Annotated in this window: 26 protein-coding genes; 4 read left to right on the top strand and 22 right to left on the bottom strand. The window is 44.3% G+C overall.

Annotated features, from left to right (window positions below; all coding sequences use genetic code 11):
• Nucleotides 1-31 precede the first annotated feature (31 nt).
• The 8 genes from bshC to ACDJ59_RS04680 all read right to left on the bottom strand — a co-directional run bounded on the left by bshC (nucleotide 32) and on the right by ACDJ59_RS04680 (nucleotide 9,644).
• The gene (gene bshC, locus ACDJ59_RS04715) at nucleotides 32-1,663 is read right to left on the bottom strand and encodes a bacillithiol biosynthesis cysteine-adding enzyme BshC (protein ID WP_413407828.1); all 1,632 of its coding nucleotides are present in this window, start codon (nucleotides 1,661-1,663) and stop codon (nucleotides 32-34) included.
• Nucleotides 1,664-1,820: 157 nt separating this feature from the next.
• Nucleotides 1,821-3,590, bottom strand: a complete 1,770-nt coding sequence (locus tag ACDJ59_RS04710) for an ABC transporter ATP-binding protein (protein ID WP_036614890.1) — start codon at nucleotides 3,588-3,590, stop codon at nucleotides 1,821-1,823.
• Nucleotides 3,591-3,607: 17 nt separating this feature from the next.
• Nucleotides 3,608-4,489: an ABC transporter permease gene (locus ACDJ59_RS04705; protein ID WP_370511422.1), complete on the bottom strand. Its 882-nt coding sequence runs from the start codon at nucleotides 4,487-4,489 to the stop codon at nucleotides 3,608-3,610.
• 47 nt (nucleotides 4,490-4,536) lie between these two features.
• On the bottom strand, nucleotides 4,537-5,469 hold the full coding sequence (locus tag ACDJ59_RS04700; protein ID WP_036614893.1) for an ABC transporter permease: 933 nt from the start codon (nucleotides 5,467-5,469) through the stop codon (nucleotides 4,537-4,539).
• Between the two features lie 189 nt (nucleotides 5,470-5,658).
• Nucleotides 5,659-7,356, bottom strand: a complete 1,698-nt coding sequence (locus ACDJ59_RS04695; RefSeq protein ID WP_047843758.1) for a peptide ABC transporter substrate-binding protein — start codon at nucleotides 7,354-7,356, stop codon at nucleotides 5,659-5,661.
• 153 nt (nucleotides 7,357-7,509) lie between these two features.
• Nucleotides 7,510-7,884, bottom strand: a complete 375-nt coding sequence (locus tag ACDJ59_RS04690; protein WP_036614898.1) for a DUF3397 domain-containing protein — start codon at nucleotides 7,882-7,884, stop codon at nucleotides 7,510-7,512.
• Nucleotides 7,884-8,843 carry a ketopantoate reductase family protein gene (locus ACDJ59_RS04685; RefSeq protein ID WP_413407827.1) on the bottom strand — a complete coding sequence of 320 codons (960 nt, stop codon included), beginning with the start codon at nucleotides 8,841-8,843 and terminating at the stop codon, nucleotides 7,884-7,886. Before ACDJ59_RS04685 ends, ACDJ59_RS04690 begins: the two co-directional genes overlap by 1 nt.
• A gap of 150 nt (nucleotides 8,844-8,993) precedes the next feature.
• Nucleotides 8,994-9,644 (bottom strand): RsfA family transcriptional regulator, encoded by a 651-nt coding sequence (locus ACDJ59_RS04680; RefSeq protein WP_076211575.1) that lies wholly within the window; start codon nucleotides 9,642-9,644, stop codon nucleotides 8,994-8,996.
• A gap of 315 nt (nucleotides 9,645-9,959) precedes the next feature.
• On the opposite strand from ACDJ59_RS04680, the gene ACDJ59_RS04675 reads away from it, so the two are divergent.
• Entirely contained in the window at nucleotides 9,960-10,196 is a 237-nt protein-coding gene (locus ACDJ59_RS04675) for a DUF2626 domain-containing protein (RefSeq protein WP_017687281.1), read from the top strand.
• 184 nt (nucleotides 10,197-10,380) lie between these two features.
• Entirely contained in the window at nucleotides 10,381-11,460 is a 1,080-nt protein-coding gene (locus tag ACDJ59_RS04670) for a hypothetical protein (RefSeq protein ID WP_413407826.1), read from the top strand.
• Nucleotides 11,461-11,483: 23 nt separating this feature from the next.
• Here ACDJ59_RS04670 and ACDJ59_RS04665 read toward each other — a convergent pair whose 3' ends face one another.
• Both ACDJ59_RS04665 and ACDJ59_RS04660 read right to left on the bottom strand, forming a co-directional pair.
• Complete coding sequence (locus tag ACDJ59_RS04665; RefSeq protein ID WP_413407825.1) at nucleotides 11,484-12,755, bottom strand: extracellular solute-binding protein; 1,272 nt, start codon at nucleotides 12,753-12,755, stop codon at nucleotides 11,484-11,486.
• A 221-nt stretch (nucleotides 12,756-12,976) separates the two neighbouring features.
• The gene (locus tag ACDJ59_RS04660; RefSeq protein ID WP_024628438.1) at nucleotides 12,977-14,311 is read right to left on the bottom strand and encodes a PhoH family protein; all 1,335 of its coding nucleotides are present in this window, start codon (nucleotides 14,309-14,311) and stop codon (nucleotides 12,977-12,979) included.
• 152 nt (nucleotides 14,312-14,463) lie between these two features.
• Between ACDJ59_RS04660 and ACDJ59_RS04655 the strand changes: the two genes are divergently transcribed.
• Nucleotides 14,464-15,159 (top strand): YhcN/YlaJ family sporulation lipoprotein, encoded by a 696-nt coding sequence (locus tag ACDJ59_RS04655; RefSeq protein ID WP_253501970.1) that lies wholly within the window; start codon nucleotides 14,464-14,466, stop codon nucleotides 15,157-15,159.
• 7 nt (nucleotides 15,160-15,166) lie between these two features.
• Here ACDJ59_RS04655 and ACDJ59_RS04650 read toward each other — a convergent pair whose 3' ends face one another.
• The 6 genes from ACDJ59_RS04650 to ACDJ59_RS04625 all read right to left on the bottom strand — a co-directional run bounded on the left by ACDJ59_RS04650 (nucleotide 15,167) and on the right by ACDJ59_RS04625 (nucleotide 20,938).
• Nucleotides 15,167-15,619, bottom strand: coding sequence for a pyridoxamine 5'-phosphate oxidase family protein (locus tag ACDJ59_RS04650; RefSeq protein WP_340028833.1), 453 nt, complete (start codon nucleotides 15,617-15,619; stop codon nucleotides 15,167-15,169).
• A gap of 98 nt (nucleotides 15,620-15,717) precedes the next feature.
• Nucleotides 15,718-16,779 (bottom strand): LCP family protein, encoded by a 1,062-nt coding sequence (locus tag ACDJ59_RS04645; protein ID WP_036614987.1) that lies wholly within the window; start codon nucleotides 16,777-16,779, stop codon nucleotides 15,718-15,720.
• A 90-nt stretch (nucleotides 16,780-16,869) separates the two neighbouring features.
• Nucleotides 16,870-17,166, bottom strand: coding sequence for a YlaH-like family protein (locus ACDJ59_RS04640; RefSeq protein WP_036614990.1), 297 nt, complete (start codon nucleotides 17,164-17,166; stop codon nucleotides 16,870-16,872).
• Nucleotides 17,167-17,470: 304 nt separating this feature from the next.
• Nucleotides 17,471-19,315: a translational GTPase TypA gene (gene typA, locus ACDJ59_RS04635; protein ID WP_413407824.1), complete on the bottom strand. Its 1,845-nt coding sequence runs from the start codon at nucleotides 19,313-19,315 to the stop codon at nucleotides 17,471-17,473.
• Nucleotides 19,316-19,492: 177 nt separating this feature from the next.
• Nucleotides 19,493-19,987, bottom strand: a complete 495-nt coding sequence (locus ACDJ59_RS04630) for a hypothetical protein (protein ID WP_143781059.1) — start codon at nucleotides 19,985-19,987, stop codon at nucleotides 19,493-19,495.
• Between the two features lie 291 nt (nucleotides 19,988-20,278).
• Entirely contained in the window at nucleotides 20,279-20,938 is a 660-nt protein-coding gene (locus ACDJ59_RS04625) for a TerC family protein (protein WP_413407823.1), read from the bottom strand.
• Nucleotides 20,939-21,025: 87 nt separating this feature from the next.
• On the opposite strand from ACDJ59_RS04625, the gene ACDJ59_RS04620 reads away from it, so the two are divergent.
• The gene (locus tag ACDJ59_RS04620; RefSeq protein ID WP_413407822.1) at nucleotides 21,026-21,736 is read left to right on the top strand and encodes a TerC family protein; all 711 of its coding nucleotides are present in this window, start codon (nucleotides 21,026-21,028) and stop codon (nucleotides 21,734-21,736) included.
• Between the two features lie 122 nt (nucleotides 21,737-21,858).
• On the opposite strand, the gene thiI is transcribed toward ACDJ59_RS04620, so the two are convergent.
• From thiI to ACDJ59_RS04590, 6 genes are all read right to left on the bottom strand, one after another.
• Nucleotides 21,859-23,100, bottom strand: coding sequence for a tRNA uracil 4-sulfurtransferase ThiI (gene thiI / locus ACDJ59_RS04615; RefSeq protein WP_413407821.1), 1,242 nt, complete (start codon nucleotides 23,098-23,100; stop codon nucleotides 21,859-21,861).
• Between the two features lie 5 nt (nucleotides 23,101-23,105).
• Nucleotides 23,106-24,254 carry a cysteine desulfurase family protein gene (locus ACDJ59_RS04610; protein ID WP_413407820.1) on the bottom strand — a complete coding sequence of 383 codons (1,149 nt, stop codon included), beginning with the start codon at nucleotides 24,252-24,254 and terminating at the stop codon, nucleotides 23,106-23,108.
• 173 nt (nucleotides 24,255-24,427) lie between these two features.
• Nucleotides 24,428-25,180, bottom strand: coding sequence for a lytic transglycosylase domain-containing protein (locus ACDJ59_RS04605; RefSeq protein ID WP_413407818.1), 753 nt, complete (start codon nucleotides 25,178-25,180; stop codon nucleotides 24,428-24,430).
• Nucleotides 25,181-25,369: 189 nt separating this feature from the next.
• On the bottom strand, nucleotides 25,370-25,783 hold the full coding sequence (locus ACDJ59_RS04600) for a hypothetical protein (RefSeq protein ID WP_413407817.1): 414 nt from the start codon (nucleotides 25,781-25,783) through the stop codon (nucleotides 25,370-25,372).
• Nucleotides 25,784-25,818: 35 nt separating this feature from the next.
• Nucleotides 25,819-26,037, bottom strand: coding sequence for a DUF1540 domain-containing protein (locus ACDJ59_RS04595; protein ID WP_074095869.1), 219 nt, complete (start codon nucleotides 26,035-26,037; stop codon nucleotides 25,819-25,821).
• A 165-nt stretch (nucleotides 26,038-26,202) separates the two neighbouring features.
• Nucleotides 26,203-26,709 carry a YpuI family protein gene (locus ACDJ59_RS04590; protein WP_062835484.1) on the bottom strand — a complete coding sequence of 169 codons (507 nt, stop codon included), beginning with the start codon at nucleotides 26,707-26,709 and terminating at the stop codon, nucleotides 26,203-26,205.
• Between the last annotated feature and the right edge of the window lie 50 nt (nucleotides 26,710-26,759).

Genomic DNA, 26,759 nt, shown 5'->3' with positions numbered 1-26,759 from the left:
CGTTTTGGTGTTTCTTCTATTATAAAGGGCTCTATAGTGCAATAACCTTATGCTCTCCAAGGAATTCGCTTGAGGCCTTAATCAGTTCATCGATCCACTCGGTGCCATAACGATTCAGGTAAAAGAGTGCATTATGTACTCGTTCCTGTGGTTTGCCCGTTGGGAATAAGGAGTTCTGAATGCCATTCCAGTGCCTTAGACTCACATTGTGTTTATCCTCGATAGCTTTGTGAGTCTGTTGCTTCAGATACTGCATTTGCTCGTTGATTTTACTCAAATTGGTATCGCCAATTCGTTCCAGCCCCGGATGAATCTCCGCGATCTCATCAAGCAACGGTCCATACAGATCAAGAAACGCTTCCTGAACCTTGTCAAACTGTTCATCTACCTGGAACGTCTCCTGCTGTGCGAGCCACTGCTCCTTCTTTTCTTCCATATGATATTGAACATCCTGAAAAGAAAGTCCATATTGTTTCATATGTTTGTGATGAATATCTTCCATAATGGTGAAAGACAACCGCGGCAACAAAATGGGCATTTGCAGGCCGAACTGACGGAATGCTTCCCGAGTCAAACCCCAATATGCAATTTCACCTTGCCCCAAAATAACAGCGGCTACAGGCAACACGGAATCTTGCATTAATGGTCGTGTCAATACATTGTTACTGAAGCGCTCCGGATGTTCTCCCAGTTCCTGAAGCAAACGTTCCTCTGTGAAAGAAACCAAACCTTTGCGATCACTATATAAACCGTCCTTCAACAACAAGAGTAGACGCGTACCTTCATGAATGTAGAACAGATTGGCTCCATCTTCCGCTACTTCGGCAGGCATAGCATAACCAGCTTGTTGTACCAGCGAAGCACCTTGTGTGTATGCGCTGCGCAGCACTTCATTTTTTCGTATCAACCGCTCAAACACGGGCTGTTCCAACCTGCGTAAATCTGGATCCGATGCATCCATTAGAACAAGTCCACTACTGGCAAACAAGACAGATATCATGCGGGCAAATGCATCACTCAGATTTGAACTGGATTGATGGATCTCTGTGATGCATTTCATCAGTCCTGGTTTATGTATCGTATCAGGTAAAAGATGTTCCACCTGTTCGAGTACATTCACCCACTGCTGCGAATCCACATGAACATTACTCACAGAATCCCTTCCTGCGAATCGTCCTTGTAACTTAACCTTCTTCATGTCTCCCTGATGATCAGGTAGATATGTGTGGTTAACCTCATCCCAGTCATGGTCTTCACCGGCAATCCAAAATACTGGGACTACCGGGCGTTGAAGTCTTTCTTCCGCTTCACGCGCAGCTGCCACTACGCTGGCGGCTTTGTATATGACGAACAGTGGTCCGGTGAGCAGACCGCTCTGCTGTCCTCCTGTAACCACTAGTGCATCTTGTTCTGCAAGACGTGTGATGGACGCATGAACCTCTCCATGGTCGTTCACCCGCTTATTATATATACGTAAATACTCTGCCAGATCACGACGATCAATACGTGCGTTTTCCGATTGGTCCAGCCACTCGGCACGCGCCTGAAGTCCTGATTCCCAGCGAATGTCATACTCGTAAAGGCCACGCGCAGCATCTCTTGAACAGATATAATCTTCTGCAAGTCTTGATCCGCTGCGGAGTGCCTCGGTAATACCGTTCATGAGGTCTGCCTCCTATTCTGCTTCAAAGAGCCTTTCTTGATTGTACCGAATTCAAGGCCGCTTCGTCAAAAGAAAGTGATTAAAATACGAAAAAAACCGCCGAACGAGTCGGCGGCACTTAATACATCAATAATAGCATATCGCTTTAATATTCCTATTATACGTAAGGTTCTGCAACCCAGTGACCTTTGGAAACCTCAATCAATTGAGAATTTTCCAGGTTGTACGGATCATTTGCAGGACCGCCAGATCCATTCTGAATCGGGCTCATATGCTCTTCTGGCAGCAAGATGCGACGTTTGTTCGCTTCCACTTCCGGATCAGGTACAGGGATCGCGGAAAGCAATGTTTTGGTGTAAGGGTGGACAGGGTTCGCATATAGTTCTTCACTTTCTGCGAGCTCAACCACTTTACCCATGTACATTACAGCTACACGGTCACTGATATGTTTAACCATTGACAAGTCATGCGCAATAAACAGGTATGTCAAGCCGAGACGTTGCTGAAGTTCTTCAAGCAATTTAACGACCTGCGCCTGAATGGATACATCCAGTGCAGACAATGGCTCATCACAGATGATGAATTTAGGGTCTACAGCAAGTGCACGCGCAATCCCGATCCGTTGTCTTTGACCACCGGAGAATTCATGTGGATAACGAAGAGCATGACTTGGATTCAAACCTACCAGATCAAGCAGTTCCTCCACTCGTCTCTTGCGCTCTTTAGAGCTGGAAGCCAGACCATGAATATCGAGGGACTCCCCGATAATATCCATAACATTGAAACGCGGGTTAAGAGATGCATATGGATCTTGGAAGATCATCTGCATATCTTTACGCATTTCTTTCATTTTGCGCGGGGACAACTTGTAGATATCCGTTCCGTTGAAGTTAACATTTCCGCCAGTTGGCTCATAAAGACGCAGAATGGTACGACCTGTTGTGGATTTACCACAGCCAGACTCGCCTACAACGCCAAGTGTTTCACCTTCAAAGATATCAAAGCTTACGTCATTGACCGCTTTGAGAATGTTACCTTTACCCAAATTAAAGTACTGTTTCAAGTTTTTCACTTGTACCAGAGGCTTATTGCTGCCTTTGATAATACCAGCCGGAGCTGGTTTTTCCTTTTTGGGCTCGTCCAGACGAGGCAAAGCATTCAGCAATTTAATGGTGTATGGATGTTGAGGGTTACTAAAGATTTCAGCAGTTGTTCCTGTTTCAACAACTTCGCCTTCCTTCATAACAACAACACGGTCACACATACCCGCTACGACACCAAGGTCATGCGTAATCAGCATGATCGATGTTCCCAGCTTTTGCTGCATGTCTTTCATGACATCCAGAATTTGAGCCTGAATTGTAACATCAAGTGCAGTTGTCGGTTCATCCGCAATCAGAAGGGATGGACGACATGCAAGCGCGATCGCAATCATGGCACGCTGACGCATACCACCAGAGAATTGGTGAGGATAATGATTCATGCGAATAGCCGCATTTTTAATACCTACAAGTTCCAGCATCTCCAAAGCCGCTTTATTCGCCGCTTGTTTGGACATGTTCTGATGCTTGCGCAATACTTCAGTAATTTGTTTACCAATTTTAATGGTAGGATTCAATGAAGTCATTGGATCTTGGAAGATCATACCGATATCTTTACCACGAATCGCTTCCATTTGTTTGTCTGTCTTATTCAGCAGGTCTTGCCCGTGAAAAGTAATTTCTCCGCTTTTGACCTTCGAAGGCGGGGAGGGAATCAATTTCATGATGGTTTGGGCGGTAACACTCTTACCACTACCCGATTCACCTACGATCCCCAGCGTCTCTCCTTTGCCAAGTTCAAAACTCACATGTTTAACGGCATCAAATTCACCAGAACGTGTTGAGAACGACACACTCAGGTCTTTGACAGTTAAAATCGGCTCCATAATCCCACCTCCTGTTTCTATTTACGTAATTTCGGATCGAGTGCGTCACGCAGACCGTCTCCGAGCAAGTTAAATGCAAGCATTGTAAGAACCATCAGACCTGCTGGGAACCACATCCGCCAAGGGAATAGCGTCCAGCCTGTAAGTGCATCATTGATCATAGAACCAAGTGAAGATCTTGGTGCTGATACACCCAATCCAAGGAAGCTCAGGAACGCTTCAGCAAAGATTGCATTTGGAATGGACAACGTCAATGTTACAAGAATCGGTCCTATTGCATTGGGCAACAAATGACGGAACAATTGACGCCCTGTGCTTGCTCCCATGGACCTTGCAGCAAGAATAAAGTCTCTGTTTTTGAGTTGCATAATTTCACCGCGCACAATCCATGACATGCTGATCCAGCCTGTGATGGTGAGGGCAATGATAATCGTTGTCAGACTTGGTTCCAGTACAACCAGCAACAAAATTACAACAAGCATGTACGGCAAGGAGTAGAGGATTTCGGAAAACTTGTTCATAATTCCATCTACACGTCCACCGTAGAAACCCATGATCGCTCCATAAATAACCCCGATAACAAGGTCAATCAAGGCTGCGGCCAAACCTACAGTAAGGGATACACGTGCTCCTACCCAAGTTCTTACCCACACGTCGCGACCAAGCTCGTCCGTACCGAACCAGTGCTCCGCACTCGGTGCTGCATTGGCATTCAACAAATCATTGGAATAATAATTATAACTTGTAAACAAAGAAGTTGGACCAATCAAAGAGAAAATCACGACAAGAACCAACACGCTCAGACTGATCATTGCAGCCTTATTGGTTGCAAGTCTGTACATGGCATCTTTAAAAAGGGATACACTTTCTTGCGGTTTAACCGCTGCCTGACTAGTCAGGTTCGTGTTCGCCGTTTCATTCTTTTTATTATTCGTGCCAGACAACGTTATGCCCCCTTCCGGCTTTCCAGCTTAATTCTAGGATCAATCAGCACGTAAGCGATATCCGTAAAGAAACGAGCCAACATCAGGAGGATACCATAGAAAATCGTAATCCCCATGATCATAGTGTAATCACGGTTTGTGATACTCTCTACGAATACTTTACCAATTCCCCCGATGTTAAAGATCTGTTCAATTACAACGGAACCTGTGATGATATTCGCTGTCATTGGACCAACATAAGTTACTACTGGTAGAATACCGTTTCTTACAACGTGTTTAAACATAATCGCAGGCCATTTCAGACCTTTGGCTTTAGCTGTTTTGATATAATCTGCATGTAAGACTTCAAGCATGCTCGAACGCGTCAAACGAGCGATAAAGGCAATTGGTGATGCAGATAACGCTGCAACCGGAAGAACATAATCCAATGGACCATCAAAGCCCATAACGTTAAACCAGCCTAATTTAGTAGCAAAGAGGTACTGCAATAGTGAAGCAAGCAAGAAGCTCGGAACAGCTATACCTATGACAGCGAGGATCATCGTGATATCATCAATGAGTTTACGATGGTAAACTGCAGCAATAAGGCCCAGCAGAACACCCACGATAATGGAGATAACAATTGCAAACACTCCAAGCTTCAGCGAAGCGGTGAATGTTTCGCCGATCATTCCGGCTACATCTCGATTGAGATATTTCATTGAGACTCCGAAATCTCCCTTAATGATTCCACCCATATACTTCAGGTATTGTTCATACATCGGTTTGTCCAATCCATACTTCTGTTCCAGCAAGACCCGAATTTCAGGCGATACTTTTTTCTCGGATGTAAAAGGGTCACCCGGAATAGCCTTCATCAGGAAGAAGGTTGCAGATGCGAGTATGAAAAGCGATAGCAGCATAAATAATAGTTTTTTCAACACATACTTAACCAACCCTTGCACACCTCCACAAACAATATTTTGTATACAAATCGATTGTAGAATTAGACAGAAATAAAGTCCAATCCATTTATCGGAAATTTCAAGAATTATAAGGAAAATCGGTGCACATACAAAAAATCGGGATATATATGGAATTCCACATATATATCCCGAAGTATTCATATTAGACTTCAGAACAACTTATTTCTCTTCCAGATATGCACGAGTGTAGTCAATAGCTCCACTGAAATCAAGTTGTACACCTTTCAGGTAAGGCTTAGTCAAAGATACGTTAGTGTAATAATAGATTGGCATAACGCCCATTTCATCTTGAATCAGGATTTTCTCAGCGTCAGCAAATGCAGCCATACGTGCAGCTGGATCAGCAGATTTTACAGTTTCTTTAACATCTTTGTCATACTGTTCGTTGCTGAATTTGGAATCATTGTTTGTGTTTCCAGTAGTCCACATTTCCAAGAAGTTGTATGGATCGTTGTAGTCAGCAGACCAACCTGCACGAGCTACTTGGAAGTTTTGGTTTTGACGGTTCTCAAGGAATACGCCCCACTCTTGGTTTTCTGTTTTCACATCAACACCAAGATTTTGTTTCCACATGTCAGCAACCGCCAAAGCGATTTTTGCGTGACCATCACTAGTGTTGTAGATCAACGTAACAGCTGGCAATGTTGTGTAACCTTCTTCTTTCATACCTTCAGCAAGCAATGCTTTAGCTTCTTCAACATTTTCAGTGAAGTAATCGTCTTTGTGCTCGTCACGGAATTCGCCGTTTTCACCACGGATACCTGGAGGTACAAATCCAAATGCTGGAATTTGTCCACCTTGTGTAACTTTGTCAACAATCAGCTGACGCTGAATTGCCATTGCAAATGCTTTACGGATTTTAACGTTGTTAAATGGTGCTTCGTTTACGTTGAACTGATAGTAGTAAGTACTTGCAATACCAGTAGCTTTGAACTCGTCCGGCAATTCCGCTTTTACAGAAGGAATTTGGTCGGATGGAATTTCACCGTTAGGTGCACCAGTGTAGTCCAATTGTCCTGATTTGTAAGCTTGCAGTTCGGAAGCACTGCTGTTCGTCAGAGACATATCGATTTGAGCCAATTTGATATCGGCAGCCGCATGGTAACCATCGTTTTTCTTCACAACAATTTTTTGACCTTTAGAGTATTGATCCATTACAAATGGTCCGTTAACGATCATGTTTTTGTAGTCTGTGAAGAATTTGTCATTGGTGTCAGCAGATGCATGTACTGGGTAGTACGTGTAGAATGCTGTCAGACCCAAGAAGTAAGGTGTTGGGTTTTCCAACGTTACTTCCAATGTGTGCTCATCAGTAGCTTTAACACCTACTTGTGAGAAATCTGTGACTTTAGTACCTTTGTATGTTTCATCTTTGCTGAGGTTGTAACCCTCAGCGCCTTTAATATAGTACAATTGGTATGCATATGGAGAAGCTGTTTCCGGTTTCAAAGCACGTTCCCAAGAACGAACAAAGTCTTCGGCAGTGATTGCATCACCGTTGCTCCATTTAGCATCCGGGTTCAGGTTGAAAACATATTTCAAACCATCTTCGGAGATTGTCCAGTCTTTAGCTACGCCTGCTTGTTCTTTACCATCAGCATCGATGCGTACAAGACCTTCGTACAAGAATTTCAGAACTGTGTTGGTTTGGCTGTCTTTTGCTTGAGCCGGGTCCAACGTAGGAGGTTCAGCTGACAGGTTGATTTTCAGAATTTGATCTTTAGCAAGACCATTTCCTTCGTTTGCAGAACCAGTATCGGTGTTACCTGTGCCTTCGTTTTTCGATCCGCACGCTGCAAGTACGGTACCGAACGCCAAAATCAGCGTCAAAAGGACTAATAGACTTTTCCTTTTCATCTAACACGTTCCCCCTAAATTGATATGGTTTATATGTTTATAGATTATACAACCACCGGTCAAAAAAATCTACATTACTTTTTCAGAAAGTAATGTTTTTTTCAGTTTTCGACAAAATCGACACATTTTTCGCCTCTTTTGCGTTATGTAACCTTACATCTGTTGCATGAAGTATCTAAATAATCCAAATAAAGTAAACAAAACATACCCGAAACTCATGATGACGAAAGACATGCGCCATACGGCCCGGAACATTCTCCCCCTATCGACCTTCCCTTTTAGTCGATTTTGCGCACCCCCGATGAATCCAAGTGCTACTAGTATGAGTATTAATGTCAGATAAAAACCAAAATTCGAATCAAATGTTAAGTTGAATAACGCCGAAACTGAAAATACAAGAAAAAAAGTGGTTACATCCATTGCCATTCGCAATGCTTTACGTTTGTCTTTTTTCCATACGTACATGCCCCAATAGACAAGAAAGAACGGAAAAAAGGGCAATATGCTCAACACAATAAAAAGTCCCATTAATTCACTCCTTCCGGTTGCATTCCTTCAATCAGATGAAGCAGTATTTCATGTGTAGGTGCAACAAGGTCCAACTTCTGTGCCATCTTTACAATATGACCGTTAATTGACCTCACTTCTGTACCACGTCCAGCGAGAACATCTGCAAGCATGGAGGAAGTATTCGTGGCAGTAGAACGACAGACCGATATCAGTTGATCCCACATATCCTGATCCAAACATATTCCATTTGCAGAGTAGATTAACAATACTTCATCATATAACTGGCGCATTAGCCTCTTTCGTTCTTCCTTGACGATCAATTCTCCATTTGGGATTCGCCATAGTGCCGTGAGCGGGTTAATGACTGAATTAATCAATAGTTTCCTGTATATCAGCTTATCGATTTCATTCGACACTGTACAGTCAAATCCTGCCTGCTGCAACGATCCCGACAGAGTAAATGTTCTCTTCTCCTCTATAGAGGTAGAAGCTCCTATATGTATGTTGTACCTCCCCAGCCTGGTTTCACCTGTACCTGCACGAGTCACCTGACTTTGTGTTCGCTTCGCACCTTCTGTTGTAATCGCACTACACAGAAGCGACTTTGGCAAAGCTGCTTGAAGTTTTGTAAGATGGCCCATCCCATTCTGAAAACAAGCGACATTCAGCACATGATCTTGTAATGGACTAATCTCATGAATGAAATCATCAATGCTTGTCTGCTTAACCATAAGCAGTAACCATTCTCCTGGTGTGTTCTTCCATGTGTCAGTCAGCTTACTTATTGGTTTCGCCTGTATTTGATCCGGTAGAATATGTATCTCCTCGTCTTGTTCCACAATGGTTACTCCATTATGGCTGAGGAGGTCTGCCTGAGCTGTTGTTCTGGTCCAAAATCTGACCTGGTTACCTGACGCCAGCAGTTTCCCGCCATACAAAAGACCAAGTGCCCCGGCTCCTACGATGTCAATGATCATATGATGCACTCCTCTCCGCTTCAGTAGTTTCTCTTCTATTATCTATAATAGAACAAAAACACCAAACTAAAAACCCGTCATACCTGCCGTTGTGTAACGGAGGTGTGGCGGGTTCATACCTGACTTTCACAAATCAAACGTCTGAATTTGTTATTCAATTCGTTCCAGATTCCCGTTGGCATCCATCTTGAAACGTGTCTTAAGTTCCTCTTCTTCTTCGGACAAAAATGCGAGTCTGCGAGCCCGATCCATAATCTGAATCAAAGCTTTGTAGTCGTCATTCACCACACGGTAATCCGTCTGTACTTCATTCACTTCCTTGGAGAGACGGTCATTCTCAAGACGTAGTTCAAGCAATTCATCTTCTTTCTCCCGAAGCTCCTTCTCCAGCATCTTGAGTTGACGATTACTCTCCTGCACCGTTCCCTTCCATTGTCGTAGGAAGCGGATTACTGCATCCATCGATAATGAATCGTCTGAGATCCCATCTGATTTGTACAGATGTTCTTCAGTATCCAGGGTAGACAATGCTGCAACCTGCGGTCCAAGCATAGCTGGCTGCTTTCTGAGATAACTTCGTTTTTGTCGTTGTGCCTTGGCGTTACTAATGGCAGAATCATACTTTTTACGTACACAACTGTTCCAGCGAAAACCGCATGCGGCAGATGTTCTGCCTATTTTTTCGCCCACCTCTTCAAAAGCGGCCAATTGTGTACTGCCTTCCCGAATATGACGCAAAGTAACCTCAGCCAATATCAAATCGTCCTCTGTACTCCAAGCATCCTGTCTCACTGCAGTCATGCTATAATACCCTCCTAACAACATCCTAAAATAACCGTCCGCATTACCGGAAGCCCGGTATGTGAATTAGGTATAAAAGCTGCTTCATTCATTCTTATGCCTCTCATAGAGTTCATAGAATTGATTTCATACTAAAATGTATTTCCACATTCAGGCTTGCTCATACGTGACATACGTAAAACATATCCCTCTATACTTACTTTGAGCAAAAAAAAGAATTCGCTTTCATATCCAAATTTGTTTACACGTTTTTCCTTTCCCGGTATAATGTTGTGTAGACAATCTATGAACGTACTTAGGAGAGGAGGATTTACCGTGGCACGCATGTTTCGGGTACTCGGGTTCTTCACGCTTGCAATTGGCCTGATGGCTTTTGCGGGAGATCTGGTCGAAATGGCTTTGCTTTTTTTCCTGCAGACTGCGTTTTTTGTCATTTTGGGATACTTGAAATTTACCGAGCGAACGTACATATTGCTCTTCTGGGGTTATATGATCGTAACATTCACGGGGTTCAGCTACTGGACCGTATTCGAAATGGGGTTGCCGCTCTAATCCACCTGCAGCATCAAAGTGATCCGATATCTGTCGGGTTGCTTTTTTGTTGTGTTCAGATTAAACGAATGTTCATGGTGTTATGTAACCACTAAGGATATTTCACGTATTTGTTTCATATATTGTCTGGAAGACAACAAGCCTGTACGATTGTCATTTAAGAAGTGGAAAGGAGAATGGATCGGTGAAACGTCAATACGGCATTTCCGCCTTTATATTATGCATCATTTTATTCCTCCAGCTACCTTTAGCCCATGCCTATGGAGAGTCTTCACCTGAGGATACACGTGAGATATTACAAAAAAGTCTATCCATCGTTGAAATCGATCACGAAATCGAACGCATCACCGAAAGGCAGAAGCAGCTGGCTCAACAATACGAGACATTATCCGTCCAGCTTCAGGAACAGGAAGAGCAGATACATATTCAGCAAGATCGGGCCGGAGCTGTAGTGAGGTCCTACTACACAGGAGAACGCGACAGCCTCCTCATGACGGTCCTGGGAGCCAGATCATTCAAAGACCTGTTTGTACTGTATGATTATTACCAGATTATTATCGGACGGGATCAGGCTGTGCTGGACAAGTATCAGGACCGTTATCGCAATCTGCAACAGACTTCCACTCAGATTCGTCAGACTACAACAGAATTAACCGAAATGAAGACTAATCTTCAAAACCAGCGGGAACGTGTAGTCGCCTTGCAAAAAGAAGTGGATGCCCAAATAGCCACCAGCGGAGATGCGGCAGCGATTCAGAAACTGATGGATGAATTAACCCTTTATTGGGAGAATATCGGCATCTATGAGGTGAAACGATATTTCAAAGCATTGGCATCTGCCATGCAGAACCTGCCCGATTTTATCCAAAAACAAAACGGAGGTATATCCACGACTGGAACAACGTATACGATTCGAATTGGGCAGGATGAGCTTAATGCATTTCTACGTTCCCAAAATCCAATCTTTGAAGACTTTGCCTTTCAGTTTAACCAGGATAAGATTATAGCTTCCGGTCAACGGGATCAGTTGCAATTAAGCATAGAAGGACATTATACGGTAGAAAATGAACCCCAAAACTCCATTCGTTTTCATGTGGACAAACTTGTATTCAACCAGCTTGAATTACCAGACACCACTCGCCGAATGCTTGAAAAAGAATTTGACCTTGGGTTCTATCCACAGAAAATCCTGTCGTTTGTCAAAGCAACCGATGTTTCAACAAGTGAAGGCATACTGGAAGTACAACTAGCTATATCATTTTAAAGAGGTTGAACACGAACTTAAAGTTAATTCGTCGTTCTAATACTGTCTACGTATTGATTCGCTGTAATTTCACCCTTTAAGAATTGTTGTATTTTTTTATGAAAACGAGTTATTAGAGCATGACTTTCGGTCGTTGCAGCAGGGGCATCTTGGGTGGTCGGGAACCAGGATTGTCCCTTTGTCATGTCATAAGGTCCAACGAGTTTCTCAGACTCCATATCTAGTTCCTGTTGCTTTGCGGGCAACCGTTTAACCTGTTGGTACCATTTCAGCTGTGTCGTAGCGGACGTCATTCCTTCAATCCATCTACTGGCCTCCTCAGCCTCAACCGAACCCGCAGTAATGACAAGGCTTCTGGAGTTTACAGTTTCCAAGGGTTCGAAAGAAATCCGCTCCAAAGGATCTTTACCAACTTTACTCGCTTGATCCGCACTTAATAATTGAGATAACAATGATACAACCATTGGTGTGTCGTTTTGGTCAGCAGTTGGTGAGAAATCTGGATTGGTAGACTCAAGCCTAATAAGGGGCTGAATCTGATTCATCAACTGAATCCCCTGCTGAAGATCCCCCGTTTGCGAATCTATTTGTGTTCGTTTAACTTGATCTGGTGCCATTCTCGGTTCCAAATGATTCAGCCACGCATTTGTCCCGTACGTATCATTGATGTTCATTGTAATTAAAGGGGTGCCTTCCGCAATGGCTTGTTGAGTAAGTTTGACCCACTGATCTTTATTGCGAGGTAATGACTCCAGACCAGCTCTCTTCAGAAATGAAGATTGGGCAGCCAGAATGTACGGATCAAAATCAAAAGGCATTCCCCACTGATAACCATTCCACTCTGTCATTCCCCGTAACCCAACTACCGTATCTCCTAGCGACTTCGATAATGTGGTTCCGTTTAACGGATACAGGTACCCTTTTTGGGCATAGTATTGCACTTCCTCACTATCCAGCAGAACAACATCACCGTTCTCTCCTAGTGAAAATTCAAGATCCAAAACATGCTTATATGTATCCGGCTTCTCATTCCGAAGATTAATCTCTACCAGCTGGGAAGCAGCAACTTCTTTGGCTATTTTTTGAAAGTCTTGGAACTCTTCATCCGACATGGCCACTACAATCTCCAGCGGAGCTTGAGCATCTTCATTACGGGAAGAAGACCCATGAAAAGCATCCTTCTCCTGATCGCGTTCCTGATTGAGCTGTGAACCTCTAAAGTCAAAACTCGGTGACAAGATTGTTAACGAAAGCAGCAATACCGCGAATAAAACAACCTGATGTCTACGCTTCATTAACTTCCCTCCCTGTTCACCTAGTTTTTTCCTGCAGCAATTATTGTAACAAATAAGTAGTACTCTTGTCCTACCCTGCCGAAAAACACTTTTTCGGATTTTTGCATAATACGAGCATATCGAGTTCTGTGTAATAACGCTTACTTATTTTTTCAGCAAAAAGCCGACTCCAGGAGCCGGCTTCAATAACAACATTTTCCGGGAAATAAATCCCTTAAATTTTACAATAAATCAGCTGCAAGCTGTGCCAGCTTGGACCTTTCTCCTTTTTCGAGCATAATGTGTCCGCTGATTCCCTCTTGTTTGAACCGTTCCACGATATACGTCAGGCCGTTACTGGCAGAATCAAGATACGGGTGGTCTATCTGTTCGGGGTCTCCCATCAAAATAATCTTACTGCCTTCACCGACCCTTGATACAATGGTCTTCACTTCGTGGCGTGACAGGTTCTGAGCTTCATCAATAATGATAAACTGTCCAGGTATCGATCTTCCACGAATATACGTTAAAGCCTCCACCTGAATACTGCCAAGCCCCATTAGGATTTTATCGATATCTCCGGCTTTTTTGGTGTCAAACAAAAACTCCAGATTATCATATATCGGCTGCATCCATGGACGAAGCTTTTCTTCCTTCTCACCAGGCAAATAACCGATATCTTTCCCCATTGGAACGACAGGGCGAGCGATCAACAGTTTTTTGTACTTATGATCATCCTCTACCTTAAGCAGACCTGCTGCAAGCGCCAGCAAGGTTTTCCCTGTTCCGGCTTTACCGGTGATAGTAACAAGCGGGATGTCATCATTCAAAAGCAATTCCAGTGCCATGCGTTGTTGTGCGTTACGTGCGCTGATGCCCCAGACATTATCATTACTGAGGAAAAGCGGCTCCAGCTTTGTTCCCTCTGTATTTACTTTAAGCAAAGCCGATTTATTGGTTCCCATCTCATCCTTGAGAATGACAAATTCATTCGGATACAACGAATAAGACAATTGCAACGGTTTGATTGGTAAAAAACGATATGTGTAAAACTCATCAATCACTGACGGATGAACTTTTAGGGCCGTATATCCTGGATATAACTCACTGAGTCCTGCCGTCCGATCTGATAAGTAATCCTGTGTGAACAGACCAAGTACATCCGCTTTGATACGCACAAGTACATCTTTACTAACAAGCACGACCTGACGTTCGACTACTTCCTTTTCATTCTCCTCAATCTGATAATTCAGTGCGACAGCCAATATCCGATTATCGTTGGACACTTCACCAAACATTTCCTGAACTTTCACGAAACTCCGATGATTCAGCTCTACTTTCAGGTTCCCTCCATTAGCCAAAGGTACCCCACTGTGCAAGTGACCCAGCTCTCGTAATCCATCTAACAGTCTGGATACATTACGGGCATTACGCCCAATTTCATCGGCATTTCTTTTTTTGGAGTCGATCTCCTCCAGTACAACCGCGGGAATGATTACCTCATGTTCCTCAAAGGCAAATATGGCATTGGGGTCATGCAGAAGCACGTTGGTATCCAATACAAAAATCTTTTTCATTCAATCCCCTCCAAAGCGGCGTCGTTAAAGGCATGAATAGTGTGATCTTTCAGCAGCGGCATGGACAATCATGATCCCATACATAAATGTATTCGACTAGGGCAAAATAATTGTCAACCATTCTGAAAAACTCCAAGAAAGGATGAACATTTATGAAAATATGGGTGTGCACGCTGCTTCTGATCTTTATACTTACAGGTTGCAACAGTTCCACACGCAGCGCTTCGCCGAATCAAGGTACACATGCGAAAGGTTACGGAGGAAATGTAACAACTCAGCAAGATCAAGGGAAAGGATCTCACATGCTCAATGCACAGGAAGATCGGATGAATCCTTCACGTTTGGACCGTCTCAATGAGAATACAGGCGAAGTCCATGATACCAACATTGCAGATGATGCAAAGAGTGGCCGGATGCCAAATGAAAAACGAATCAATCACCTTAAAGCCCTTGCCAAGCAAGTAGAAGGTGTTGAAGATGCGAACTGCGTCATACTCGGTAATACAGCCGTAGTTGGCATCGATGTTGATGGTGAACTGGAACGTGCTCGGGTGGGTACCATTAAGTACGCTGTTGCCGAAGCACTTCGCAAAGACCCCGAAGGTATAGATTCCATCGTTACTGCTGATGCAGATGTCACTGAACGAATTAAAGAGATTGGTGAACATATTCGTCAAGGGCACCCAATCTCCGGTTTTGCTTCAGAACTCGCTGACATGGTGGGACGAATTATCCCTCAACTCCCGAAAGACGTCAAAGTCCGTCAAAATCCGGATGAACACGTGAATCAAAAACAACAAATGCAGCAGCTGCATTCATCTGACAAAAGACAACAAAAAGCCCAGTGATCTCTCACTAGGCTTTTTTCATGGCAGCAAAAACCTGCTCATCTAATTTCTCAGCAGCACGCTGATCATATATTTTGACATATTGAGGCACAGAGGACAATTGAGCGCCGTAAAACAGAGCATTCCTCACCGCTTCAATTGTAATGTCGAAACAGCACATATTAAATGGAACGTCCAGCAGCGGATCTTGTCGTACCGCAGCACGTCCGTTCACTGCGTACACCGTCTCTTCTCCAAAGACAGTAACCGTAATGAGCGGATTAGTAATCATGTTATTCACTAAACGTGAACGATGATCGATCGCTAAACGAAAAGTAGAAGCATTCTCCGCATAAATCCAGGAGATGGCTGTTGAAGTCGGACCTCCGGATTCCACGTCCACTGTGCTCAGAAGCACAAAGGTCTCATTCTTGAATTGCTGTAAAAGAGATTCAGTTAATTGTGTGACGGCTTCGGACATTCAACCAGCCCCCTAACCTTCTTTATGCAATTCTTGTACTTGGTTTATGTTATTATAGCATACCGATTAACGTGCTTCCAATCCCAAAAGAATGAAGGTTATTCGCCTGAAGGTGAAGCCGTTACTTTACCTGAAAGTGTATCTTGTAATGCCTGCTTGGCATTGGCGAGTTCCGTTTCATTAATATACACATATGGACTTCTCCACTCTCCGGTAACCGGAGTATAATGCACATCCGAGGTGGAAATGTTCCAATACGTCGAGATAAAGTTTTTCATTTGTTCCGATTCCACATCTGTCGTCATATTCTTGTCCACTGCACCAATCACTTTGCTAATCTTTGTAATGCCCCCAAGAGATTTCATCTGATCCAGCATGGAGTTCAGTACTTGGTTTTGACGTTTGTTACGATCAAAGTCATTGGATTCATCAGTCTTTGGATTACAATTGGATTTGCGGTAACGAACAAAATCTAGTGCTGCTTTACCATCGAGATGTTGTGCGCCTGCGACCAGATTGATATCTGTACCATCAGCTGTATCTCTATAACACATATTTTTATCCACAGTCACATCCACGCCACCTACGGCATTGACAGCATCACGGAATGCCTGGAAATTCAGGACGGTTGTATAATTAATATCTACATCCAAATACTTGCCCATCATTTCTTTCATCTGATCCTCTGCATTTTTGCCAGTGGTTTTTTCCTGTGCTTTGAATCTTGGATAATAGGAATTCAGCTTGTTGGATTTGTACCCATCCAATTGAATACGCGTGTCTCGAGGCAAAGATACAATGGTTGCCGTCTTGGTCTCCGGATTCAACGAAGCCACCATAACAACATCCGAGAGATATGTGCCAGTTTCAGGACGGTTATCTGTGCCTAATAACAGCATCGTGATCGGTTTGGTTGTGGCTGACATCCCGGGAGGTACCGGTTTATCGATGCCTGTATCCACGACTTGATTGTATACCCAGTACGCATATCCACCGCCTACCACAATGGCAATAACCAATAGACTTAAAAGGATTCTGCCAAAAGCATTCATTCTCTTTTTCTTCTTAGGCTGCTTGCCCTTGCCATTCTTCGATCCAGAAGCACCGGATTGCGTTGGTGCCTGTCTCCGTGGAGGCAGTCCGTTCGAATTTGAGTTCATATCTTCAACACCTTTATCACATCTGTTTTTGTCTAAATAAAAGACAACCGCTTTCCCTAAGGAAAACGGATGTTCTGTACAAGACAGGATTTATGAGTTTCGAGCGGCAGCTTCCGCTTTTTTCTTTTGACGACCTTCAATAAAATAACGCACTCTCACTAACAACATCAAACCAACCGCGACCAACAAACATTGAATGATGGGCAGCTTGTCGATCTGAAAAATAAGAAGCATGAATGTGCCCATCGCCATCAAAATATAGAGAACGATTTCCTTACCAAGTGGCAATTTCTGACGTACCCGAAACACCTTGTTATATACGTAAGTAATCAATACAAAGATGACGATGTAGGCTACGATCGGGTGTGATGCGAACCATGCTTGCATGCACAGCCAGCTCCTTTCGTGTTCATGCTAGGATATAAGTTAACTGGTTGATGGAGCACCAACAACAACATTAATTACAAAGCTCTACATGTGACCGTTCCGGATTCGGATCGTTCTTTTGGTCGCTGTTATCCCCAGATTTTTTTGATCCATTTTTCAATGGTAAAATCCGGGGATAAAGGCGAACGCTTCGCTCCTACAGAATCGATTCCGCATCCTCCACTACTTTAGTGGGTTGTAATCAGCGCCGATGGTGTATATGTGTTCCATCAAATGCTAACTTATATAAATTATTTTGTTGTTATTAGGCTTTAGAAGCCATTTTGCGTTGTTTTTCTGCACGCTCACGCTCGGATTTGTTCAGGATCTTTTTACGAAGACGAATAGATTTTGGTGTAATCTCACAATATTCATCGTCATTCAGATATTCAAGCGCCTGTTCCAACGAGAAGATAATCGGAGTTTTAATTTTAACCGTATCATCTTTACCGGAAGAACGAACGTTAGTCAGTTGTTTTTCTTTGCAGATGTTAACAACGATATCATTGTCACGTGTATGTTCACCAACAATCATACCTTCGTAGATTTCAGTACCCGGCTCCAAGAAGAGCGTACCGCGATCTTCAACGCCCATCATGCCATAGAACGTAGATGTACCCGTTTCAGTTGAGATCAGCACGCCTTGGTGACGTCCACCCACTTGACCGGATACTACTGGAGCGTAGCTGTCAAATGCATGGTTCATTACACCGTAACCACGAGTCAATGTCAGGAAGTTTGTGCTATATCCGATCAAACCACGTGCTGGAATCAGGAACTCCAGACGAACTTGACCACTACCTGTGTTAACCATGTTAACCATCTCTGCTTTACGTGCGCCCAGGCTCTCCATTACGGAACCCATGCTCTCTTCAGGGATATCAATCAACAAGCGCTCAACAGGTTCCATTTTCTTACCGTCAACTTCTCTTACGATAACTTCTGGTTTGGATACTTGAAGCTCATATCCTTCACGACGCATATTTTCAATCAGGATACCCAAGTGAAGCTCACCACGTCCGGAAACGATAAATGCATCAGGGCTATCCGTTTCGTCAACACGAAGGGAAACATCTGTTTCCAACTCTTTGAACAAACGCTCACGAAGTTTACGGGAAGTTACCCATTTACCTTCACGACCTGCGAATGGACTGTTGTTCACGAGGAACGTCATTTGCAGTGTTGGCTCATCAATTTTCAGAACTGGCAAAGCTTCCGGGTTGTTAGGGTCGGCAATGGTTTCACCAATGTTGATGTCCTTGATCCCTGCAATGGCAACGATGTCGCCTGCTCCTGCTTCTTCCGTCTCAATACGTTTGAGACCTTGGAAACCAAACAGTTTCTCGATACGTGCAGTTTTGCTCTTACCATCACGCATAATAACCGTTACCGATTGTCCTTGACGGATCACACCGCGGTTAACACGACCAATGGCAATACGGCCAAGGTATTCATTGTAGTCCATCAAAGTAACGAGGAATTGAAGCGGTTCTTCAACATTTTCGGTAGGGTGTGGGATATGACTAACGATGGTATTGTAGATCGCCATCATGTTGTCATCTTGTTTGGCAGGATCATTATCCATGCTGGATGTTCCGTTCAATGCGGAAGCATATACAACAGGGAATTCGAGTTGTTGATCGTTGGCACCCAGTTCAATGAACAGGTCCAATACTTCATCAATAACCTCAGTCGGACGAGCCGCTGGACGGTCAATTTTGTTTACAACAACGATTGGGGTCAGGTTATGCTCAAGTGCTTTACGAAGTACAAACTTCGTTTGTGGCATACAGCCTTCATAAGCATCAACAACGAGCAATACACCGTCAACCATTTTCATGATACGTTCAACTTCACCACCGAAGTCGGCGTGTCCTGGTGTATCCACAATATTAATCAGGTAATCTTTATAAGTTATAGCCGTGTTTTTGGCCAAAATCGTAATACCGCGTTCACGCTCCAAATCGTTGGAGTCCATTACGCGCTCCTGTACCGTTTCGTGATCTCGGTAAGTACCGGATTGCTGGAGCAACTTGTCAACGAGTGTTGTTTTTCCGTGGTCGACGTGGGCAATAATCGCAATATTGCGAATGTGTTCTCTTGAATGCATGTTTTGTATCCATATCCTTTCCAATTTCAAATCATATCTACTTAAACTTCCCGCAATTTCGCAGGTTACTCACAAAATAAGCGTCGGTGATATCCCGACGCATGTCTATATCCCTTATATTATAGTTTATTATAGGTAAAAATCAAGATATTTCGCACGAAAAGACCACTGGGAATGTTACCAGCCTCTCCCTTGACGTCCTCGTCCGAGTAATAACCAGACTCCACCCAAGATCAAAAGGACAGCAAGTACATAGATTATTCCCGTTTGCAGCAAGGTAAATCCGAATAATATGATGGACACCGCACCAAGGATCAAAGCTGCAGGTAACACATATTCCGGTCTTCGTCGTTCAGCCATTCCATATTCGAGTAACCCTATGGCGATCCCGAGCAAGAATGCTGGCCACAGTCTGCTCATAAGTCCAGCGCCCCATGTATTCGTTATACTGAATAAAACACCATACACCGTTAGTATGCCGGCAGGAACGAGTGACCACGATGGTGAAATACGCGCATAATATAACGCATGAAGGGCGATGCCTGGCAGCAGGATCAGCAAAGGCCAGAAATTACGACCAATAAATCCAAACACGCCAAACTTGCCAAGCAGAATAATAATTCCCGCAGCTACAATAAATAGTCCAATCGCTTTTTCATTTCTCATCCTCAATCACCTCTTATACTATGGCTATGTACTTTATTTCTTCATAAACGATACGCATTCCATGCTGACTGTTGATATTCAAACCTGTAATCATGCTTCTAGTGTATCCGATGTTTCGGCAAAAAACTATACTTTATGTCGCACTTTGCGTGCGTCCTTTACCTGTATTACCCTAATATGTGCAACTTATGACCAGCCCAATGATTGTTGTATTGACAAGCGTATTATCTCACCACAAAACCGCCTAAACCGGACGGTTCAGACGGTCATATGTTCAAGCTTTTATCCAAAATTAAACTATGCGTTCTTCCGCACAAATTTATGTGCGCCTCCAATGGCAACCACAAGACAAGCCATTGCTACGGGTAGCAGCGTATGCACCTCTGATGCCATACCTCCCAGCCATTCTCCTAACTTGGGGTCTTTCATCACCATCTCACCTGCTGTGAAGGCTAGGATGCCTGATCCGACGAATACAAGAATCGGAAATCGCTTCAACAAACCAACAATTAACCCGCTCCCCCATACGACGATGGGGATACTGATTGCAATACCAATGACGATCAAAGCCAAATCTCCATCTGCCAAAGCCGCTATGGCCAAAACATTATCCAAGCTCATTACAAAATCGGCAATCAGAATGGTTTGAATGGCTTTCCAGGTCGTAGAAACTTCTCGAATATGTACTTCATCATCATTTTGAAGCAGCAGCTTCACTGCAATCCAGAGTAGCAACAGCCCACCTGCCGCTTGGATAAAGGGAATTCCCAACAATAATACCGCTACAAAGGTTAATACGCAGCGTAACACTACCGCACCAAAAGCCCCCCACCATACCGCCTTTTTGCGTTGTACTGGTGGCAGATCCTTGCTGGCAAGCGCAATAACAACCGCATTATCTCCACTCAATACCAGATTGATCATTAAAATTTCAGTTAAAAGCCATAGTGTATCCATGTCCTCATCCCCCCACATTAACTTGTATGTCAGAGTTGTCCATGCTATTCTTAATGATTGAACCGTATATAAGGAGTGACATATCTCATGGAGCTATTTAGTCCCACATTCTGGCTGGCTTTGCTGAACGTTGTCTTTATTGATCTAATTCTGGCTGGGGATAATGCCATCGTCATTGGTCTCGCAGCTCGAAATTTGCACCCTTCCGTGCAGAAAAAGGCGATTCTATATGGAACTGGCGGCGCACTTTTGATTCGAATTTTAGCAACAGTTGTTGTTTTATGGTTGCTTAAAGTTCCGTGGCTCTTGCTTGTGGGAGGCATACTTCTGATCTGGATTGCCTATAAATTATTGGCGGATCAGGGAGATGAACACGATGATGTTCAGGCGGGAACTTCCTTGTGGACCGCTATTCGTACCATCGTGATCGCGGATGCAGCCATGGGATTAGATAACGTGATTGCAGTTGCTGGAGCAGCGCAGCAGCATCTCGTGCTTGTCATTCTTGGACTCCTGATTAGTGTACCTATTATCGTCTGGGGCAGTACCCTGTTTATCAAGCTAATTAATCACTTTCCTTGGATCATCTATGTCGGAGCCATTGTTCTCGGGTATACGGCTTCCAATATGATCACTGAGGAACAGCGACTCTTACCCTACTTTACTGAACATCCGGCATTGCGCATTCTCTTCATCGTTGTGGTTATTGGAGGCGTAGTCTTTGCAGGTTATCGCAAACGCTCCAGCAGCTCCAGCCACAAGGGATCTGGCGGGGAACAGCAGCGCTCCTATTCGTAGGCTAATTTAAACTTAAAATTTCATCTGAATACAGCAAAGGACTGAACGATATTTCATCGGACAGTCCTTTTTAGCAGTTAACATAGCCCTTATTATGTCAGCCATGCTAATTTTTATTGAGTTTAGAACCAATCATCCTTCATGCCATTATCACTTGTCGGATTCGTTACCACAGAAGTTTCACCGGCGTGCAGTGTGATCGTTTCAGTTTGTTCCACCGCCTGATCCACCCATTCTGACAGATGGCTCATTGTTGATTCAATTTTATCCACAATTCGAAGATTTGGATTGGTTGAAGGTGACTTTGGTACAAAGAGAGTACAGCAATCCTCATATGGCAAAATAGATATGTCATACGTTCCGATCTGTTTGGACAGGGTAATGATCTCCTGTTTATCCATCATAACCAGTGGTCGCAACAGTGGCAGATCCGTCGCACGACCAATGACATTCATACTCGGAAGAGTCTGACTCGCTACTTGGCCCAGGCTATCCCCGGTGATCAGTGCGAGTGCCCGCTCACGCTCGGCAAGTTTGGATGCAATTCGCAGCATTGAACGTCGCATCAGCGTAATAATCAGATTATCCTGACCCAGCTGGGTGAATGCCGTTTGGATCTCCGTAAATGGAACCAGATGTAGCTTGATTTTTCCCGCATGATCAGCAAGGGCACGTGCCAAATCAATGACTTTCTCTTTGGCGCGCTCGCTTGTGAACGGGTAACTGTAAAAATGTACACATTCCACTTCAAGTCCACGGCGCATGGAAGACCAGGCTGCAACCGGGCTGTCTATTCCACCTGATAGCAGTACCATCGCTTTTCCATTCGTACCCAGTGGAAAGCCACCTACTGCCGGAATGGTTTCGTTGAAAATATAGGTACCCTGATCCCGAATTTCCACTCGCAGTTCAATATCAGGTTGACGAACATCAACACTTAATTGCTGAAACTTCCGAAGGATCGGGGAACCGACCAAATGGTTCATTTCATGGGAAGAGTTCGGGAACTCCTTCCATACCCGCCTTACATTTACCTTAAATGTGGTGCCTTCCTTGAATTCGTCTTCCCTTTCGTCCATAAACGCAACTGCTGTTTTCACAATCTCATCAAGCTCGGATGGAGTAACTTTAACCGGACTAATCGACATCACACCGAATACCCGCTTCAGCACCTTAATCAGTTCAGTATGTGATTCACCGCCAAGATCCACATAGACACGGCCATATTCTTTGCGAAGGCTCGCTCCTGGATAAGGTTTAAGCAAAGCTTTCACCTGTGTAATGATCGTTTTTTCAAATCGGGCACGATTCTTCCCTTTTAACATAAACTCTCCGAAACGGAGAAGCAGCATATCATAGTTCATATCCATTACATCCGCCTTTCGAGGGGCCGCAACTGCGCCACCATCTGATGTAAAGCCTGTTCAAGCAAGGCTACATCTTCTTCTGTATGTTCATCTCCAAGACTAATACGCAATCCGCCACCAGCACAAGCTGCATCTCTGCCCATCGCAAGTAGAGCCCGACTCGGTTCAGCCGAACGCGAAGAACAGGCAGATTGGGTCGATATGGTTACGCCAAGTTGCTCCAAGGTGTGCAGCGCCACTTCGGCCTTCATCCCGGGATAGGAGAAGTGTACAATATGAGGTGCACCCTCTGGGCTACTGTTCAATTCAAATTCAGGAATAACACGTATCGTTTCCATCAATCGATCACGGAGCACCGTGGTACGCCGGGCAAAATCAACCTGATCTTCTGCTGCCATTCGCATGGCCTTTGCCATGCCTACCAGCAAGGCCACGTTTTCTGTGCCTGCTCTTAGGCCCTGCTCCTGTGATCCTCCTGACAATAGTGGCGTAAGCTCCACTCCACTTCGCACATACAGGAGACCCGCTCCCTTCGGTCCACGGATCTTGTGAGCAGACAGACTGTATAGATCTGCACCCCAAGCGGCAGGTGTCGCCTTCATTTTTCCAAAGCCTTGAACACCATCCACATGGAAAAGCACCCGTGGTGCTTTCTTTTTGAGCTGTTTGCCGATTTCTGCAATAGGATGGATGGCTCCTGTTTCATTATTTACATGCATCAGACTCACAAGCACCGTATCCGGCCTGATCGCGTCTACGACCTGCTGAGTGTCTACTACTCCATCGGAATTCACGGGAACTAATGTCACTTCCCATCCCCACTGCTGCAATTGCATAAAACTTTCGTACACCGAGGCATGCTCGGTAGCCGTAGTGATGATATGTCTGCCTCGTGACTGATAACGTAATGCCGCACCTTTTATCGCCAGATTATTACTCTCGGTCGCACCGGAAGTAAATACAATCTCCTCAGGCTTAACGCCGATTGCCGCAGCACAGCCAGATCGTGCACGACGCAGCAACTGATGAGCACGCTCTCCATACCCATGGATCGAGGACGGGTTACCAAATTGTGTCTCCATAATTTCGGCCATCGTACGAATGACATCGGGATGGGGAGGTGTGGTTGCAGCATAATCAAAATATTTCAAATGAGGTTAGACCTCCCTTTATCTCTTCGTTCATGAATCTACAGTGAGCATTGTAACACGATACCCATACAACACAAAAAGACCAACCGGGAACAGGCGTTTCAAGCGCTTCTGCTCCCACATTTGATCTCATCCTGCCTACCGTGTATTTTCACAAATGTCTATCTGTGAGTTTAGATCACATATTTCGACTGTGCCTTCTCCACCTTGGAGATATAATTCTGAGTTTCGGAAGGCAAACGGTTAAGTACACTCATCAGTTCGCTATCACTCGACACGCCTAGACGTGAAACACGGCCCGGTCCTGCATTATACGCGGCAAGTGCCATCTTCACTTCTCCACCGAAACGCTGGAGCTGAAGGGAAAGATACTTCGTACCCGCATCAATGTTCTGGGCAGGGTCAAATGAATTACTCACACCCAGCCCTGCAGCCGTGCCGTCCATTAATTGCATAAGCCCTTTGGCACCGGCAGAGGACACCACATTTGGGTTAAAATTGGACTCTGTGTCAATGACCGCCTTGATCAATGATTCAGGAACACCGTATTTGGCACTTGCCTCGGCAATCAAAGATTCATAATCCGTAGGTACAGATGCACCTGAATCCACGATTCCTGTATTGGATGAAGATAATAAAGACTCAACGATGTTATTGGAGACAGAGGACGATCCTGCCGTATTTATATCCGGATTGTACGTGCTTCCGAGTTGCAGCCACAACAAACCATCACTGGATCTTTTGGAGACCGTAGCGGTGGAATCTGTATTGCTCGTCGAATTGGCACCCATACCTAACAGCCCGTCCATCACATTGGCGAAATCCACTGTTGAACCAGTATCCGATTGTGATCCACTGGTTTGGTTATTCACATTGGACAATTGCAGTTCCAACAACTGCCGCGATCCGTTTGGATCAATCTGCATGAGTTATACCCACTCCCGTATAATTAAGCGTATTATGACCTTATTCTACATCGTTTTACAGCAAGGTTCCATTGTTTTCATAAAAATATATGAATCTCTCCACATAACCTGCGCATATACGAAAAAAACCTTCTGTAATTCACCGCATTTGGGTGAGAACAGAAGGCTTTGAATGAATCATTTTACACGTTAGCGAGCGAATGGAATCATGAAAAAATAACTCAGCGTAGCTACAACACCCAGTCCAATGGACCAGGCTCCCGCTGTCTTACGACCATTCACATATGCATAGTAACCCAGTACGGCTGCGGCCGGTCCAAGTACGATTGACCACATGAACAAAGACGCGATCCCAAAGGCAAGTCCCATGTAACCCGCAACCTTGCCTGTTGATTCCATGACCCGGTCTGCCTCATGCTTCTCAGGTACAGGCTCTGCCCGTTCGGAACCTCCAGTTCTTACGACAGTCGGAGGAGCGACCTCTGCCCCGTATTCTTCCCGATGTGCTTTTCTGGGATAATCGACGCGCATACGCTGTTTTTCACCGTCAACATTGATTTTAGGGCGATCCTGAAAATTAAACTTATTATCGTCATTTTTCATTGGGAAGCACCTCCGTTATGAATAGGGATGACTGCTCACTTGGGTTTGAACGTGTGACAGCATGTTGCAGAGGATGTGCGTGCATGATCATGGTGATCGGAGTCAAATGTCTCACCGGCAAATTCCTCATGCAGACGACGGGTGGCATGTTGGTCGATGTCAATCATGATGGCATCAGCGTGGCAGAAGTTGTTCTCTCCCCAAAAGTTGCAGTTGGAGACGCTGCATTTGACAATTGGTTTGTCTTGGCTCATTTTTTATCACCTCGACTACTATTGTCTCCCCGCCACAAACCTGATATTCCCCGTCAAAATGCCAGATGATGACATGATTACACTTCGTCTGATTCTCACTAAAAACACAAAAAAACCGCCACAAGGGCGGTTTCGTCCAATTTCATATTCAGGTTTAAACGTTAATTAGGCGTGATTCCGTTGATTTTGCATACGGCGCTGAGTCAGGTAATCACTTTCATAATATGCCAGATCATCGCGCAATTCTTCGTACGTTTTGGAAACCTCAAGAATGACATCACGTACTGCACGGATTGGCTTGTCACGGAAACGAATGGCATCTTGTCCTGTGTAAGCGTATCTTCCGTCTTCGGAATAACATTCATTTTTGGGATAGAAAAAGCTGTTTACGCATTGATGATACGTATTATAAAGAGCCTTTTCGGCAAAATCGACATCAAAGTTGGCACGACGCAGCACAACGCCAAGTTTTTCGTAAGAAACTTCAGAAAAAACGAGCAAATGACGGAGATCTGAAAGAAATCCTTTGTAGAAGGCAGTTGATTCTTCCGTCTGATTCTGATCCAGTTCAGGCAAAGCATTCTCATTCAAAAATTTTTCAATCCGATCGATAGCCGGTTTTAACTTTTCCCTAGTTGACTCACATGTTTTCTGTACATTGGCTGCTGACATAAAGGTAGCTCCCCCTTAAATAAGTCCTTACATATAGGTCGGCCAACGGT

The organism is Paenibacillus amylolyticus (assembly GCF_047302515.1).
Classification (GTDB): domain Bacteria; phylum Bacillota; class Bacilli; order Paenibacillales; family Paenibacillaceae; genus Paenibacillus; species Paenibacillus amylolyticus_G.
Note: the sequence above shows the minus strand (reverse complement) of the source record. Positions and strands in the feature narration are given on the sequence as shown.

Coding starts and splice junctions, on each gene's coding strand:
- bshC (WP_413407828.1), bottom strand. CDS start 1,663: ATGAACGGTATTACCGAGGCACTCCGCAGCGGATCAAGACTTGCAGAA.
- ACDJ59_RS04710 (WP_036614890.1), bottom strand. CDS start 3,590: ATGGAGCCGATTTTAACTGTCAAAGACCTGAGTGTGTCGTTCTCAACA.
- ACDJ59_RS04695 (WP_047843758.1), bottom strand. CDS start 7,356: ATGAAAAGGAAAAGTCTATTAGTCCTTTTGACGCTGATTTTGGCGTTC.
- ACDJ59_RS04690 (WP_036614898.1), bottom strand. CDS start 7,884: ATGGGACTTTTTATTGTGTTGAGCATATTGCCCTTTTTTCCGTTCTTT.
- ACDJ59_RS04685 (WP_413407827.1), bottom strand. CDS start 8,843: ATGATCATTGACATCGTAGGAGCCGGGGCACTTGGTCTTTTGTATGGC.
- ACDJ59_RS04680 (WP_076211575.1), bottom strand. CDS start 9,644: ATGACTGCAGTGAGACAGGATGCTTGGAGTACAGAGGACGATTTGATA.
- ACDJ59_RS04665 (WP_413407825.1), bottom strand. CDS start 12,755: ATGAAGCGTAGACATCAGGTTGTTTTATTCGCGGTATTGCTGCTTTCG.
- ACDJ59_RS04660 (WP_024628438.1), bottom strand. CDS start 14,311: ATGAAAAAGATTTTTGTATTGGATACCAACGTGCTTCTGCATGACCCC.
- ACDJ59_RS04655 (WP_253501970.1), top strand. CDS start 14,464: ATGAAAATATGGGTGTGCACGCTGCTTCTGATCTTTATACTTACAGGT.
- ACDJ59_RS04650 (WP_340028833.1), bottom strand. CDS start 15,619: ATGTCCGAAGCCGTCACACAATTAACTGAATCTCTTTTACAGCAATTC.
- ACDJ59_RS04645 (WP_036614987.1), bottom strand. CDS start 16,779: ATGAACTCAAATTCGAACGGACTGCCTCCACGGAGACAGGCACCAACG.
- ACDJ59_RS04640 (WP_036614990.1), bottom strand. CDS start 17,166: ATGCAAGCATGGTTCGCATCACACCCGATCGTAGCCTACATCGTCATC.
- typA (WP_413407824.1), bottom strand. CDS start 19,315: ATGCATTCAAGAGAACACATTCGCAATATTGCGATTATTGCCCACGTC.
- ACDJ59_RS04625 (WP_413407823.1), bottom strand. CDS start 20,938: ATGGATACACTATGGCTTTTAACTGAAATTTTAATGATCAATCTGGTA.
- ACDJ59_RS04620 (WP_413407822.1), top strand. CDS start 21,026: ATGGAGCTATTTAGTCCCACATTCTGGCTGGCTTTGCTGAACGTTGTC.
- thiI (WP_413407821.1), bottom strand. CDS start 23,100: ATGAACTATGATATGCTGCTTCTCCGTTTCGGAGAGTTTATGTTAAAA.
- ACDJ59_RS04605 (WP_413407818.1), bottom strand. CDS start 25,180: ATGCAGATTGATCCAAACGGATCGCGGCAGTTGTTGGAACTGCAATTG.
- ACDJ59_RS04600 (WP_413407817.1), bottom strand. CDS start 25,783: ATGAAAAATGACGATAATAAGTTTAATTTTCAGGATCGCCCTAAAATC.
- ACDJ59_RS04595 (WP_074095869.1), bottom strand. CDS start 26,037: ATGAGCCAAGACAAACCAATTGTCAAATGCAGCGTCTCCAACTGCAAC.
- ACDJ59_RS04590 (WP_062835484.1), bottom strand. CDS start 26,709: ATGTCAGCAGCCAATGTACAGAAAACATGTGAGTCAACTAGGGAAAAG.